Source organism: Roseateles aquae (assembly GCF_032337115.1).
Classification (GTDB): Bacteria; Pseudomonadota; Gammaproteobacteria; order Burkholderiales; family Burkholderiaceae_C; genus Roseateles_C; species Roseateles_C aquae.
Map to the genome: position 1 here is coordinate 304,905 of NZ_JAVXZY010000003.1, position 12,751 is coordinate 317,655.

Here is a 12,751-nt window from a genome sequence, read left to right on the forward strand (position 1 = left end):
CTGCAGCCGGCTCAGAACAGCGCCATGCTGAGTTTGCGGCGGTACTGATCCAACAGCGGGTCACTGGGTGTGACCAAGGTCTGCCCGGCCAGCTGCAGGCTCCCGGCTTTGTCGCCAGCGCTAGGCTGGGGCTTGGGTGCTGGCTTGGTCAGCAGTTCCAAGATGGCGACGTAGGTCTTGCGCGCGAGCTCCTGGTTCCAGCTCTTGTCGCGCATGATGATTTCCAGCAGCTCGTCCATGGCGGCGGTGAACTGCTGCTGTGCGAACAGCAGCTGCGCCAGGGTGAAGCGGGCCTCGAAATCGCGCCGGTTGGCAGCGATGGCTGCCTGCAACGCGGCGGCATCGACGCCGGCGGTGGCTCGCTCGGCGGCGCGCAGCCAATGCGATAGCGCAGCAAAGCGGGCATGCGGCGTGATGGTGTCGGCGGCGCGAGCGGCGACGGGTTCAAAAGCCGCTTGCGCGGCGGTGAGCTGTCCGCCTTCGAGCAAGGCGCGGACCAGATCAAAGCGTGCCGTTTCATTGCTCGGATCTGCCTGCACGGCATCGTGCAGCTTTTGCAGCGCGGCGTCGGTATCGCCCTCGGCCAGCAAGGCTTCGGCCTCGGCGACTTCTTCCTCGGCCTCCAGCGCCTCGCTGCTGGGTACGTGCTTGTCGAGGAATTCGCGGATCTGCGCTTCGGGAATCGCACCGACGAAGCCGTCCACCGGCTGGCCGCCGGCGAACATCACGCAAAACGGGATACTGCGCACGCCAAAGGCCTGGCTCAGCTGGCTGGCGATCTCGGGTTGCTCGTCGCTATTGAGCTTGGCCAGCTTGAAACGTCCGGCGTAGGCGACTTCCAGCTTTTCCAGTACCGGGCCCAGGCTCTTGCAGGGGCCGCACCAGGGGGCCCAGATGTCGAGCAGCACCGGCTGTTGCAGCGAGGCCTGAAGCAGCTCGGTCTCGAAGTTCTGTATCGTGATATCGATCATGTGAGGACGGTGCCTGATGGAGGTTTGGGGGCGGCGATACCGGTTGTGGGGGCGCGCCGCCTACAATTCAAGGTTTTCCAGCCTTTTGGAGCGAGCCGTGAGCAGCGCCTCTCCCCTGGTCGGTGTGGTGATGGGTTCCAGCAGTGACTGGGACACCATGAAGCACGCCGCCGACATTCTCTCCGAGTTCGGCGTCTCTTTCGAGGCGCAAGTGGTGTCCGCCCACCGGATGCCTGACGATATGTTTGCCTACGCCGAAGCCGCCGAGGGCCGCGGCCTGCGCGCCATCATCGCCGGTGCTGGCGGTGCCGCGCATCTGCCGGGCATGCTGGCCAGCAAGACGCTGGTGCCGGTGCTGGGCGTGCCGGTGGCCAGCCGCCATCTGCAGGGTGTCGATTCGCTGCATTCCATCGTCCAGATGCCCAAGGGCATTCCGGTCGCCACCTTTGCCATCGGCACCGCGGGGGCCGGCAATGCGGCCCTGTTTGCGATCGCCATGCTGGCCCGCGACGATGCGGCGCTGCGCGACAAGCTCGCAGCCTTCCGCGCCCGCCAGACCGAAGTTGCGCGAGCAATGAGCAAGGATCTGGTCTGATGGCCAGCGCTATGTTGTTGCCAGGGGCGGCCACGCTGGGTGTGATGGGCGGCGGCCAGCTGGGCCGCATGTTCGTTCATGCGGCGCAAAGCCTGGGCTTTCGCACCGTGGTGCTGGACCCAGACGCCGACAGCCCGGCCGGTCTGGTGGCCCATGAGCATGTGCAAAGCGATTACCTCGACCCGGCTGGCCTGGCTCGCTTGAGCGCGGTCTGCGACGCGATCACCACCGAGTTCGAAAATGTGCCGGCGACAGCGCTGACCCAGCTGGCTGCTTCGCGCGCCGTCGCGCCGGCGGGCAGCGCCGTAGCCGTCTGTCAGGATCGCGCCGATGAGAAGGCGCATTTCAAGGCCAGCGGCGTGGCCTGTGCCCCGCATGCGGTGATTCGCAGCGCGGCCGAGCTGGCCTTCGTGCCGGACAGCCTGCTGCCCGGCATTCTGAAAACGGCGCGCATGGGCTATGACGGCAAGGGCCAGATCCGCGTTCGTGATGCCGCCGAGCTGGCCGCTGGTTTTGCGGCGCTCAAGGGCGTGCCCTGCGTGCTGGAGCAGATGCTGCCGCTGCAGTTGGAGCTGAGTGTCATCGTGGCCCGCGGCGCCGACGGCGCCATCGTCAATTTCCCGGTGCAGCAGAACCTGCATCGCGATGGCATCCTGGCCGTCACCGAAGTGCCGGCGCCCGCCGTGTCGGCCGAGCTGCAGGCCGAGGCGGTGGCTTCGGCCGGTCGTATTGCCGCCAGCATGGGCTATGTCGGCGTGCTCTGCGTCGAGTTCTTCCTGCTGCAGGACGGCCGTCTGGTCGTCAATGAGATGGCGCCGCGGCCGCACAACTCTGGCCACTACACGATGAACGGCTGTGATGTTTCGCAGTTCGAGCTGCAGGTGCGTGCGATGGCCGGCCTGCCGTTGCCGCAACCGCGACTGCATTCGCCGACGTTGATGCTCAATCTGCTCGGCGATCTGTGGTTTGACGCTGCGGGTCAGGAGCGCACGCCGGTCTGGGACCAGGTCTTGGCGCTGCCGGGAACGCACCTGCACCTGTACGGCAAGCAGAGCGCCCGCCCGGGTCGCAAGATGGGCCATCTGAACATCACGGCGGCCAGCGCTGAGGCGGCTCGCGATGTCGCGCAGCGGGCCGCGCGCCTGCTGGGCCTGCCGGCTAGCTGGTGAGGCTGGCGTGCTGCTGAACGGCCAGAACCCCGTCGACATTCATCGCGCCGCCGAGGCCCTGGCGGCTGGCGAACTGCTGGGCCTGCCGACCGAGACCGTCTATGGTTTGGGCGCGCGGGCCGACAGCGACGCAGCGGTGGCCAAGATCTTTGCGGCCAAGGGGCGTCCTGCCGATCATCCGCTGATCGTCCATGTGCTGGATGCCAAGGATGCGGCGCATTTTGCTGCGGTACTGCCGCCGGTGGCGCAGCGACTGATGGCGGCGTTCTGGCCGGGGCCGCTGACCGTCATCGTGCCGCGCGCCGAGGGCGTTGGCGCTGCCGCCGCTGGCGGGCAGAACAGCATCGGCCTGCGTTGCCCCGCGCATCCGGTCGCACGCGCGGTGCTGGCCGCGGCGCGCGAACTGGGCGTGCGTGGCGTCGCGGCGCCGAGTGCGAATCGCTTCGGCCGCGTGTCACCGACCCGAGCCGGCCATGTGCTGGCCGAGTTTGATCCGGGGCTGCTGGTGCTGGATGGCGGCGATTGCGAAGTGGGTATCGAGTCCAGCATCGTCGACTGCAGCCGGGCGCATCCGGCCTTGCTTCGGCCCGGTGTGCTGACGCTGGCGCAAATCGAGGCGGCGGCCGGCGAGCCGCTGCACGCCCCCGATGCACAGGCGCCGCGGGCCTCGGGCACCTTGCTGGCCCACTATGCCCCGCGCGCCGCCGTGCGGCTGAAGACCGCGTTGCAACTGCAGACCGCTGTGACCGGCGGATTGCCAGCAGGCCTGGCGGTATATTCGCGCACTGTCGAGGCTGCCAACTCGCCGTTGGCACGCCAGATGCCTGCGGATGCGCGGGCGGTGGCGCATGAATTGTTTGCCGTGCTGCGCGATCTTGACGCAGCTGGCGCGCACGAAATCTGGATAGAAACGCCGCCCTATGGTCCGGAGTGGGATGGCGTCAGAGATCGTTTGTCCCGGGCCTCTGCTGCTTTTGAGCCCTGATCTCAAGGCTGCTGTTATGGAGATTTCATGAAGAGTTTCAAGCAAGGTGTGCGCCGTCTCGGATGTGCACTGCTTTGCGTCGCGGCGCTGGGCGTGGTGGCTGGCTGCGGTGGTGGCACCCAGCAGATCGACCCGTTTGTGGCAACACGGTTGATCACCTTTGGTGATGAGTTCAGCTTGCTGACGCCCGAGGGCAAGAAGCTGTCGATCAATGAGGTCGACCCCAGCAGTGGTGCCCTGCTGTGCCGCAGCAATCCGACCTGGGTGCAGGCATTGGCGGCGATGTACGGCCTGATCTATGCGGAGTGCAATCCGGACAACTATGCGGCGCCGCAAGCCAAGATGTATGCGGCATCCGGCGCCAAGGTGGCGGACGTGCAGAAGCAGCTGGATCAGTTCTTCAGCGTGAGCACCGTTGACAGCAAGACCCTGGTGACCATGCTGGCTGGTGCCAATGATGTATTGGACCTCTATCGCCAGTTTCCGACACAGAGCCAGGCGTCATTGCTGGTTGCCGCCGAGGCGGCGGGCCAGTTGATGGCCGATCAGGTCAATCGGATTGCCAACGCGGGTGGGCGCGTCATCGTGGTCACCGTGCCGGATATGGGCTTGACGCCTTTCGCGCTCAAGGAGCGTCTGGCCAAGGGAGATATCGACCGCGCCGCCTTCCTGACGGCGCTGACGGCTGCGTTCAATACCAAGCTGCGCTTGAGCGTTGTGCAGGATGGCCATTTCGTCGGCCTGGTGCTGGGTGACGAGGCAGTTCAGTCTATCGTCAAGTTCCCCGGCGCTTACGGGTTTGCCAATGTGACCGAGCCCGCCTGCCTGAGCTCGGTGGCACTGAAGGACTGCACGAGCAAGACGCTGCTGTCAGAGGCTAGCCCCACGACCTGGCTGTGGTCTTCGGACACGATGCTGAGCTATGGCGGGCAGAGTCGTATTGGCCTGTTGGCACAAACGCGAGCGCGCGGCAATCCGTTCTAGAAACGCCTCAACTGGTCTGCAGCGAAACCCCGACATCGGCAACGATGTCGGGGTTTTTACTTCTGCGCCCGAACTGCGACTGCGGCATATAGTCTTCTCTACAAAAACGAACGAACGTTCGTTTTTATAAACCAGAGAGACGTTGACGAGGTGCGCATGAGCAAGAATTTCAACCTGGCATGGCTGGCCTGCGCCAGCGCCCTGCTGAGTGCCTGCGGTGGCGGCGGCATGTCGGCCGATCGCGATGATCCGCCGCCAGCCCGAGCGACAGTGCTGACGGCACTCTTGGCAGGCAGTGCGCCCATAGCGCAAATTGACGCGGGTACCAAGGAGACGGGTCTGCAAGCGCTCTCGGGTGCAGCCAAGTGCGATGTGGATATTCGCTATGTTGTGTACATGACCCGCGACCCTTCAGGAGCCGCCGCAACGGCCACGGAAGGGGTGCTTGTGCCGAAGGGCAGCGACCCGGCCTGTACGGGCGATCGCCCGGTGCTGCTGTACGCACACGGGACCTCGACGACGAAGAGCCTGAACATGGCGGACGTTGTCAAAAACAAGGAAGCCTCGCTGCTGATGGCGATGTTTGCCGCTCAAGGCTTCATCGTTGTGATGCCCAACTACCTGGGCTATGACAAGTCCAGCCTGTCCTATCACCCCTATCTGAACGCCGAATCGCAGGCCATGGACATGGTCGACGGCCTGCGTGCTGCCAAGACCCATCTGGCCGCGGCCAGCGCCGTGAAGCCTTCGAGCAAGCTCTTCATCAGCGGCTACTCGCAAGGCGGCCATGTCGCCATGGCCACCCACAAGATCATCGAACGCGATTACGCCAGCGAGTTCACCGTCACCGCCTCGGGACCGATGTCCGGCCCCTACAACCTGGTGAAGATGAACGACGTCATCATCGGGCCGGGCCCGGTCAATGGTGGCGCCACGCTGTTCACGCCGCTGCTGCTGACCAGCTATCAAAAGAGCTACGGCAATGTCTACGGCTCGGTCACTGAGGCCTACCAGTCACCTTACGCGGCCACGGCCGAAAGCCTGTTCCCGACCGACACGCCGATCGCTGATCTGATGGCTGCCGGCAAGCTGCCGGCCGACCCGACCTTCACCAAGCTCTTTGGCGCTGGCGGTCTGATCACTGACACCTTCCGCGCCAGCTATTTCCCGAACTCGGGCTTCCGTGTCGATTCGCAGAAGAACACGCTGTTGGGCTGGACGCCGAAGCGTCCGCTGGCGCTGTGTGCGGGCAAGAACGACCCGACGGTGTTCTTCTTCAACACCACCGACATGCAGGCCGACCTGGCCAGCCGCGGTGTGCTGGTGCCGGCCTTTGATCTGGAGACCCGGGCCAGCATGCCTGCAGGCGCTGCCTTCGATCTGGTCTATGGCGGCTTCCAGCAAGCCAAGGCGGCAGCGGGTGCCGGTGCGTTGGCGCAATACCACGGCGGCCTGGTGCCACCGTTCTGCACGGCGCTGATGCGCGGCTACTTCCAGCAGGTGCTGGCCAGCGGCCAGTAAGCCCATTCGTGCCCCCAGTGCCTCAAGAACAAGTGCGGAGTGATTTCATGAACAAGCTTTCCTGCATTGCCGGCCTGCTGCTGGCCGGTCTGGCCGGTGCCAGCGCAGCCCAGACCGCCCACACCTTCTACCTCGGTGCGGCCCACATCAATGTGCGCGCCAACGCCACACCGCTGACCAACTCGTCGGTGCCCGATGCCCGTCTGACCGTGGGCGACCAGGACACCGTCGGCTTCGGCTACTCCTATCGTTTTGCAGCCGCTTGGAGTGCCGAACTGGCCTTGGGCCTGCCGCCGGCCCACAAGGTCTATGGTGCCGGCGCGTTAGAGCCGTTTGGTCAGATCTCGGTCGTCGAGCAGATGCCGCCCTCGGTCTTCCTGAACTACCACTTCGAGAACGTGTTGCCCAAGTTCAGTCCATTTGTCGGCCTGGGCATCAACTACACCCGTTTCAGCAAGACGCGCAGCACCCTGTCCGGCAATCTGGCGTCGGGCGGGCCGACCGACATCTCGCTGAAGGACTCCTGGGGCCTGGCCGGCCACATCGGCGCGACGGTGCAATTCAGCAAGAACTGGTCACTGGTGACGACGATTGCGATGGCCCATGTGCGCAGCGATATGACGGCCGTGACCCACATTGGCGAAACAACGGTGACGCGCGGATCGGACATCAACTTCCGCCCCATCGTCACGACACTGTCGCTGGGCTACAGCTTCTGATGAAGCGCTGAGCCTGCCCGCTCAAGTGCCAAGCCGGTTTCGCTGCGCGTGCAGCGAGCCGGCTTTTTTCATGGAGCAGCGCTTGGGGAGAGATCCTCTGCGACCCAGCGCTGCAGCGCATCCAGGACCGGCCGTGCCGCGCCGGCTTGCGGGTGGTTGATGATGGCAACCAGCAGCCAGCGCCGGCCGCTGCTGGACTGGACCATGCCGGCCACTGCCTGCACATCGCGCAGCGATCCCGTCTTCAGATGGGCGCGGGCCTGCGCGGCGCCGATGGCGCGGGCGTCCAGGCGCTGCAGCGTGCCATCGACACCGGACAGCGGCAGCGTGGCCATCAACTCCGGCATCAGCGGGCTCTGCCAGGCCAGGCGAAGCAGCCGAGCCAGTTGGGTGGCACTCAAGCGCGTCTGGCGCGACAGGCCGGAGCCGTTGTCGATGACGAAATCGCCATCACCCAGCTTGGCGGCCAGCCAGCGAGAGAGTCGCTCACGGGCCATGGCGACGGTGACCGGCACCCCATCTGCCGGCTGAACCAGGCTGAGGAAGAGCTGCTCGGCCATCAGGTTGTTGCTGAACTTGTTGATGTCGCGCAGCAGCTCGGCCAGCGGCGGTGAACGCAGCTCAAAACTGGGGGCTGTGGCGGGGGCCAGGCCATCGATGACGCGGCCACCCAGGCGGCCGCCCATCTGCTGCCAGAGCCCCGCCAACAGCCTGGCGTTGAAGCTCGCTGGTTCCCAATCGGCCGCCGGCCAGCGCATCTCGCCGCAGGCGGCGGGCAGGGCGCCGCCGAAACGCGGTTTGGCGGCGTTGCTCCAGTTTGGCTTCAGGGTGCTGCGCCAATCGTCGCAAGGGCCGGCGATCAGCGGCACGCTGGCGGGCAACTGCGGGTCGCCCAGCGGCAGTTCCGCCTCCACCCAGGCCAGGCCCTGCGCCGGGTCAGGCCGGAAGAAATAGGTCTGCACCTTGTAGTTGAACAGCAGCGCGGCCGGCTGCACATTGCCGGCTCGCCAGGGCTCACCGTCGAAGTCGCCCGGCTGCACGATGCTTGGCGCAAAGGCGCTGCTGTCCAGCACGATATTGCCGCGGATCTCGCGCACACCCAGCCGCTGCAACTGGCGCAGCATCAGCCACAGCCGCTCCTGCACCAGCTTGGGATCGCCGCTGCCCTTGATGACAAGGTCGCCGTCGAGCACCCCGCCGGGCAAGATCTGACCCTGCAACCAGACCGGGGTGGCCCAGGTCCAGGCGGGGCCGAGCAGCTCCAGGCCGGCCATGCTGGTGACCAGCTTGAACAGCGAGGCTGGATTGCGCGGCTGGGTGGCCAGGTGCTGCACCAGGCGCGGTTCGCCATCGAGGGCTTCGATCGTGACGCTGAGCGCGTCTGCTGGCACATGCGCAGCTTGCAGCGCTTTCAGCACCGTTGTGGGCAAGTCGCTGCCTAGGCCCGGCGCTTTGGCCTGAGCGACGGGCAGCACCGCCGCGAACAGCATCGCACCCAGGGCGGCACGGCGTACGAATGAAACAGGGGCAGACATGGCCCTCACTATGGCACGGCTACACTGAGCGCATGACCGTTCTGCTTGCCCTCGACAGCTCCACCGACACCATGGCCATTGCGCTGCTCTGCGACGCCGGCCTGGGTGTTTTCGAGGGCGCGGCGGGCGCGCAGTCGTCCGCCCGGATGGTGCCTGAAGCGATGGCTTTGCTGACTGAAGCCGGCTTGCAGCTGGCTGATGTTGACGCGATTGCCTTTGGCGCTGGCCCGGGTGCGTTCACCGGATTGCGCACCGCCTGCGCCGTGGCCCAGGGCCTGGCTTTGGGCGCCGGCAAGCCGGTGCTGGCAGTGGACAGCCTGATGCTGGTCGCCGAAGACGCCCGTCAGCAGGCCGAGGCGGCGGGCGAAGCGCCGCCCGAGACGATCTGGGTGGCGATGGATGCGCGAATGGACGAGATCTACGCCGCCTCCTACCGCTGGCAGCAAGGCCGCTGGCAGTGCGGTGAGGCGCCCGCCTTGTACAGCGCCGCAGCCTTGCGCGAGCACTGGCAGGGCGAGCCCGAGGCGGTCGCTGGGTCAGCGCTTGGGGTGTTCGATCTTGGCCTGCAGCAGGCGCGCCGCTGGCCGCAACCTGCCTCGCGGGCGCGTGCACTGGCGGCGCTGGCCGCGCAATTGCATGGCCAAGGCCTGGCCATGGACGCCGCCGAGGCCATGCCCGTCTATGTGCGTGACAAGGTGGCCCAGACCACGGCCGAGCGGCAGGCCTTGCAGGCGGCCAAGGCGTCAGGCCCGTCGCCAAACCCAATGCCAGAGCAGGGAGCTCGTGCGGTATGAGTGCAACCGCGCCTCCGCTGCTGCAGGCCCAGCTGCGCCCGCTGATGCCCAGCGATGTTGATGCCGTGCTGGCAATCGAGCTGCAGGCCTATGAGTTCCCCTGGACTCGCGGCAATTTCATCGATTCCATTGCCGGCGGTCAGATCACCATGCAGCTGCGTGCGGCCGGCGGCGAGTTGCTCGGTTACTTCCTGGCCATGAAGGGCTACGAAGAGCTGCATCTGCTGAACATCACGGTGGCGCCGGCTTGGCAGGGGCGTGGCCTGGCGCGCCAGATGCTGGATGAGCTCTCGCGCATCGCGCTGCAACTGGGCTGTGCGCAGATTTGGTTGGAAGTGCGTCAAAGCAATGCACGGGCGCGTGAGCTGTACCGGCGCTACGGTTTTGCCGAGGTCGGCCTGCGTCGCGCCTACTACCCGGCGGCCGAGGGCCAGCGCGAGGACGCGGTGCTGATGAGCTTGCATCTTCAGGAGGCGAGGCCATGAGCTGGGACGAGCGCCAGCGCGCCATGCTGGAGGCGATGGGCATCAAGCTCTTCGTCAAGCCGGGCATTGAGACCGCTGCCAGCGAGCCGGTTGCCCCGCCGGCCCCTGTGGCCGCCAAGCGCGTCGCCACGGCGGCTTCTGCCCCGGCGGCCGAGCCCGCGCATCGCCAGGCCACGCCTGCCGCTGCCGTGATCGAGCGCCCTCAGGTGCCAGCGCCGGCCGCGCCATCGCGCAGTGCGCCGGCCATCCGAGCGGCTGAAGCAGCGCCCATGGCCGCGGCGCCGCGGGCGCTGCCCGCCGATGCCGGCCGCATCGCCACACTGGACTGGGACGCCCTCGAGCAGGAAGTGGCCGGCTGCCAGGCTTGCGGGCTGTGCGAGTCGCGCAAGCAGACGGTGTTTGGTGTAGGCCATCGCCGCGCCGAGTGGATGATTGTTGGCGAGGCGCCGGGCGAGCAGGAGGATTTGCAGGGCGAGCCCTTCGTCGGCCAGGCTGGCAAGCTGCTCGACAATATGCTGCGTGCGCTGGGGCTGACCCGCGCCGAGGCGCCGCCGGCGCAGCAGGTCTTCATCGCTAACACGCTGAAGTGTCGCCCGCCGCGCAATCGCAATCCGGAACCCGAGGAGCTGGCGCGCTGCGAGCCCTATCTGCAGCGCCAGATCGCGCTGGTCCAGCCGCGCATCATCCTGGCCATGGGGCGATTTGCCGTGCAGTCCTTGCTGCGCAGCAACGAGGCCATCGGCAAGCTGCGTGGTCGTGTGCATGAGTACCAGGGCGTGCCCTTGATCGTCACCTACCACCCGGCCTATCTGCTGCGCAATCTGGTCGACAAGGCGCGGGCCTGGGAAGACCTTTGTCTGGCGCAGCAGACCTGGGAAAGCCATGACCGAGGCTGAGCATCGTCAGCTGCTGGCCGAGGTGCCCGCCGAGGTGGAGGCGGCTCGCTTTCGGCTGCTGGCCGATAACGTGCCGGTGCTGATCGCGCTCTATGAGATCAACAGTTTTCGTTGCCTGTACGCCAACAAGGCCTATGCGCAGACCTTTGGCTATGACGTTCACAGCATCATCGGCCTGAGTTTTGCGCAGGTGATTGGCGAGGCCGCGACGGCCGAGATTCAGCCGCATGTCGATCACATCATCCAGGTGCGCCAGCCGGTGCAGTACGAGCGCCAGCTGCGTGCCGCCGATGGCCGCGCGCGTTGGCTCGACGTCAACCTGATCCCGCAGCTTGCGCCCGATGGCGAGGTGATCGGCGCCTTTGTGCTGATTGCCGATATCAGCGAGCGCCGCGCCGCGGAGCAGGCGCTGCGCGAGTCCGAGGCGCGGCTGGACACCTTCATGCAGGCCACGCTCGAAGGCCTGGTCTTTCACCGCGAGGGCATCGTCAGCGACGTCAATCCGGCGCTGTGCCAGCTGGTCGACTACCGCGCCGACGAGTTGATCGGCCGGCGCGCGCTGGACTTCGTTGCACCGCAGGAGGTGGCCAAGGTCGCCGCGATGATGCAGGCCGGTCATGAAACGCGTTACGAAACGGTGCTGCTGCACCGCGATGGCAGCCAGATTCCGGTCGAGTTCATCGTGCGCAGCATGATTCGCCACGGCGAGCGTCTGCGCATGGCTGTGGTCCGTGATTTGCGCAGCCAGGTCGAGGCGCAGGCGCGCATCCACTACCTGGCGCACCACGACGCGCTGACGCAGCTGCTCAATCGCTCGGCCTTCATGGAGCGGCTGGAGCGGGCCTTGGCGCCCGAGCGCCAGCCGCCGCAACAGCATGCGCTGCTGTTCATCGATCTGGACAATTTCAAGCGCGTCAACGATTCGCTCGGCCATCTGGAGGGCGACAAGGTGCTCAGCACCGTCGCCGAGCGGCTCAGCGCCTGCCTGCGTAGCAGCGATCTGGTCGGCCGCTTCGGCGGCGATGAATTCGTTGTGCTGCTCAGCGATGTGCCGACCCGGGCCGATGTGGTGCGGGTGCTGAGCGCGCTGCTGTCCGTCGTTGAGGTGCCGGTGCAGGCCGATGGCCGCGACCTCTCGGTCACGCCCTCGATCGGCGTTGCCTTGTTCCCCGCGCATGGGCTGTCGGCCAAGGAGCTGATCCAGCATGCCGATCTGGCCATGTACCGCGCCAAGGCCAGCGGCCGTGCCACCTACGAGTTCTTCGAGCCCGGCATGGCCGAGAAGGCCTATGCCGATCTGGTGCTGGAGGCTGAGTTGGTGCAGGCGCTGACCCGCGACGAGTTTCAGCTTTTCTACCAGCCGCAGGTCGATGCGCGCAGCGGCGCCTTGGTGGGCGCCGAGGCCCTGCTGCGCTGGCAGCATCCCGAGCGCGGCCTGCTCAGCCCCGACGCCTTCATCGCCGTGGCCGAGCGGCATCGGCTGATGCTGGCGCTGGGTGAATGGGTGCTGCGTGAGGCGGCCAGGCAGAGCCGGCTCTGGCATGAGAACGGCCTGGCGCCCGTGCCCATCGCCGTCAACCTCTCCAGTATGCAGTTCCGGCTCGACAGCTTTGACGGCCTGATGGCGCGCGTCCTGGCCGAAGGGCAGTTGCCGGGCGCCTGGCTGGAACTGGAGTTGACCGAGCGCATGCTGATGGACGACATCTCGGCTGTGCCGGAGTTGCTGCATGCGCTGCGGGCGCAGGGCCTGTCGATCTCGGTCGATGATTTCGGTACCGGCTACACCTCGCTGGCGCATCTGACCCAGCTGCCGCTGGACAAGCTGAAGATCGACCAGAGCTTTGTCGCCGCCTTGCCTGGCGACCGTGGCGCGCTGGCTGTTACCCGCGCCATTGTGCAGATGGCCCAGGGCCTGGGCCTGAAGGTCAGCGCCGAGGGCGTACGCAACGAGGCGCAGCGCGAGCTCTTGGCCAGCTGGGGCTGCGATGGTCTGCAAGGCGAGCTGATTGGCCCGCCGATGCCGGCGGCGCAGTTTGAAAGCTGGCTCGCCGCTCGCCGCTGAGTGGCCTGGCCCCGCCGCGGGCTTTCTACAATCGC

General features: G+C 66.5%; 12 protein-coding genes. 10 read left to right on the plus strand and 2 right to left on the minus strand.

All coding sequences use genetic code 11. The features are described 5' to 3' along the window. Nucleotides 1-11: 11 nt before the first annotated feature. Complete coding sequence (locus tag RQP53_RS10195; protein ID WP_315650197.1) at nt 12-971, minus strand: tetratricopeptide repeat protein; 960 nt, start codon at nt 969-971, stop codon at nt 12-14. Between the two features lie 130 nt (nt 972-1,101). Between RQP53_RS10195 and purE the strand changes: the two genes are divergently transcribed. The 6 genes from purE to RQP53_RS10225 all read left to right on the plus strand — a co-directional run bounded on the left by purE (nt 1,102) and on the right by RQP53_RS10225 (nt 6,944). Continuing rightward, nucleotides 1,102-1,566 (plus strand): 5-(carboxyamino)imidazole ribonucleotide mutase, encoded by a 465-nt coding sequence (gene purE, locus RQP53_RS10200; RefSeq protein WP_315650354.1) that lies wholly within the window; start codon nt 1,102-1,104, stop codon nt 1,564-1,566. Continuing rightward, on the plus strand, nt 1,566-2,735 hold the full coding sequence (locus tag RQP53_RS10205) for a 5-(carboxyamino)imidazole ribonucleotide synthase (RefSeq protein WP_315650198.1): 1,170 nt from the start codon (nt 1,566-1,568) through the stop codon (nt 2,733-2,735). Before purE ends, RQP53_RS10205 begins: the two co-directional genes overlap by 1 nt. 7 nt (nt 2,736-2,742) lie before the next feature. Then, nucleotides 2,743-3,720: an L-threonylcarbamoyladenylate synthase gene (locus RQP53_RS10210; protein WP_315650199.1), complete on the plus strand. Its 978-nt coding sequence runs from the start codon at nt 2,743-2,745 to the stop codon at nt 3,718-3,720. Nucleotides 3,721-3,747: 27 nt separating this feature from the next. After that, nucleotides 3,748-4,704, plus strand: a complete 957-nt coding sequence (locus tag RQP53_RS10215) for an SGNH/GDSL hydrolase family protein (RefSeq protein ID WP_315650200.1) — start codon at nt 3,748-3,750, stop codon at nt 4,702-4,704. 156 nt (nt 4,705-4,860) lie between these two features. Beyond that, entirely contained in the window at nt 4,861-6,225 is a 1,365-nt protein-coding gene (locus tag RQP53_RS10220) for an alpha/beta hydrolase family protein (RefSeq protein WP_315650201.1), read from the plus strand. A gap of 47 nt (nt 6,226-6,272) precedes the next feature. Next, nucleotides 6,273-6,944 carry an OmpW/AlkL family protein gene (locus RQP53_RS10225; protein WP_315650202.1) on the plus strand — a complete coding sequence of 224 codons (672 nt, stop codon included), beginning with the start codon at nt 6,273-6,275 and terminating at the stop codon, nt 6,942-6,944. A gap of 68 nt (nt 6,945-7,012) precedes the next feature. Here RQP53_RS10225 and RQP53_RS10230 read toward each other — a convergent pair whose 3' ends face one another. Beyond that, nucleotides 7,013-8,479, minus strand: coding sequence for a D-alanyl-D-alanine carboxypeptidase/D-alanyl-D-alanine-endopeptidase (locus tag RQP53_RS10230; protein ID WP_315650203.1), 1,467 nt, complete (start codon nt 8,477-8,479; stop codon nt 7,013-7,015). 32 nt (nt 8,480-8,511) lie between these two features. Here RQP53_RS10230 and tsaB point away from each other — a divergent pair, with 32 nt between their 5' ends. From tsaB to RQP53_RS10250, 4 genes are read left to right on the plus strand one after another with little or no spacing between them, the layout of a single operon-like run. Beyond that, nucleotides 8,512-9,273 (plus strand): tRNA (adenosine(37)-N6)-threonylcarbamoyltransferase complex dimerization subunit type 1 TsaB, encoded by a 762-nt coding sequence (gene tsaB, locus RQP53_RS10235; RefSeq protein ID WP_315650204.1) that lies wholly within the window; start codon nt 8,512-8,514, stop codon nt 9,271-9,273. Beyond that, the gene (gene rimI / locus RQP53_RS10240; protein WP_315650205.1) at nt 9,270-9,758 is read left to right on the plus strand and encodes a ribosomal protein S18-alanine N-acetyltransferase; all 489 of its coding nucleotides are present in this window, start codon (nt 9,270-9,272) and stop codon (nt 9,756-9,758) included. Before tsaB ends, rimI begins: the two co-directional genes overlap by 4 nt. Continuing rightward, complete coding sequence (locus RQP53_RS10245; RefSeq protein ID WP_315650206.1) at nt 9,755-10,654, plus strand: uracil-DNA glycosylase; 900 nt, start codon at nt 9,755-9,757, stop codon at nt 10,652-10,654. The genes rimI and RQP53_RS10245 overlap by 4 nt, the downstream gene beginning before the upstream one ends. Next, nucleotides 10,641-12,716, plus strand: coding sequence for a putative bifunctional diguanylate cyclase/phosphodiesterase (locus RQP53_RS10250; RefSeq protein ID WP_315650207.1), 2,076 nt, complete (start codon nt 10,641-10,643; stop codon nt 12,714-12,716). Before RQP53_RS10245 ends, RQP53_RS10250 begins: the two co-directional genes overlap by 14 nt. The last annotated feature ends 35 nt before the right edge of the window (nt 12,717-12,751 follow it).

Coding starts and splice junctions, on each gene's coding strand:
- RQP53_RS10195 (WP_315650197.1), bottom strand. CDS start 971: ATGATCGATATCACGATACAGAACTTCGAGACCGAGCTGCTTCAGGCC.
- purE (WP_315650354.1), top strand. CDS start 1,102: ATGGGTTCCAGCAGTGACTGGGACACCATGAAGCACGCCGCCGACATT.
- RQP53_RS10205 (WP_315650198.1), top strand. CDS start 1,566: ATGGCCAGCGCTATGTTGTTGCCAGGGGCGGCCACGCTGGGTGTGATG.
- RQP53_RS10215 (WP_315650200.1), top strand. CDS start 3,748: ATGAAGAGTTTCAAGCAAGGTGTGCGCCGTCTCGGATGTGCACTGCTT.
- RQP53_RS10220 (WP_315650201.1), top strand. CDS start 4,861: ATGAGCAAGAATTTCAACCTGGCATGGCTGGCCTGCGCCAGCGCCCTG.
- RQP53_RS10225 (WP_315650202.1), top strand. CDS start 6,273: ATGAACAAGCTTTCCTGCATTGCCGGCCTGCTGCTGGCCGGTCTGGCC.
- RQP53_RS10230 (WP_315650203.1), bottom strand. CDS start 8,479: ATGTCTGCCCCTGTTTCATTCGTACGCCGTGCCGCCCTGGGTGCGATG.
- tsaB (WP_315650204.1), top strand. CDS start 8,512: ATGACCGTTCTGCTTGCCCTCGACAGCTCCACCGACACCATGGCCATT.
- rimI (WP_315650205.1), top strand. CDS start 9,270: ATGAGTGCAACCGCGCCTCCGCTGCTGCAGGCCCAGCTGCGCCCGCTG.
- RQP53_RS10245 (WP_315650206.1), top strand. CDS start 9,755: ATGAGCTGGGACGAGCGCCAGCGCGCCATGCTGGAGGCGATGGGCATC.
- RQP53_RS10250 (WP_315650207.1), top strand. CDS start 10,641: ATGACCGAGGCTGAGCATCGTCAGCTGCTGGCCGAGGTGCCCGCCGAG.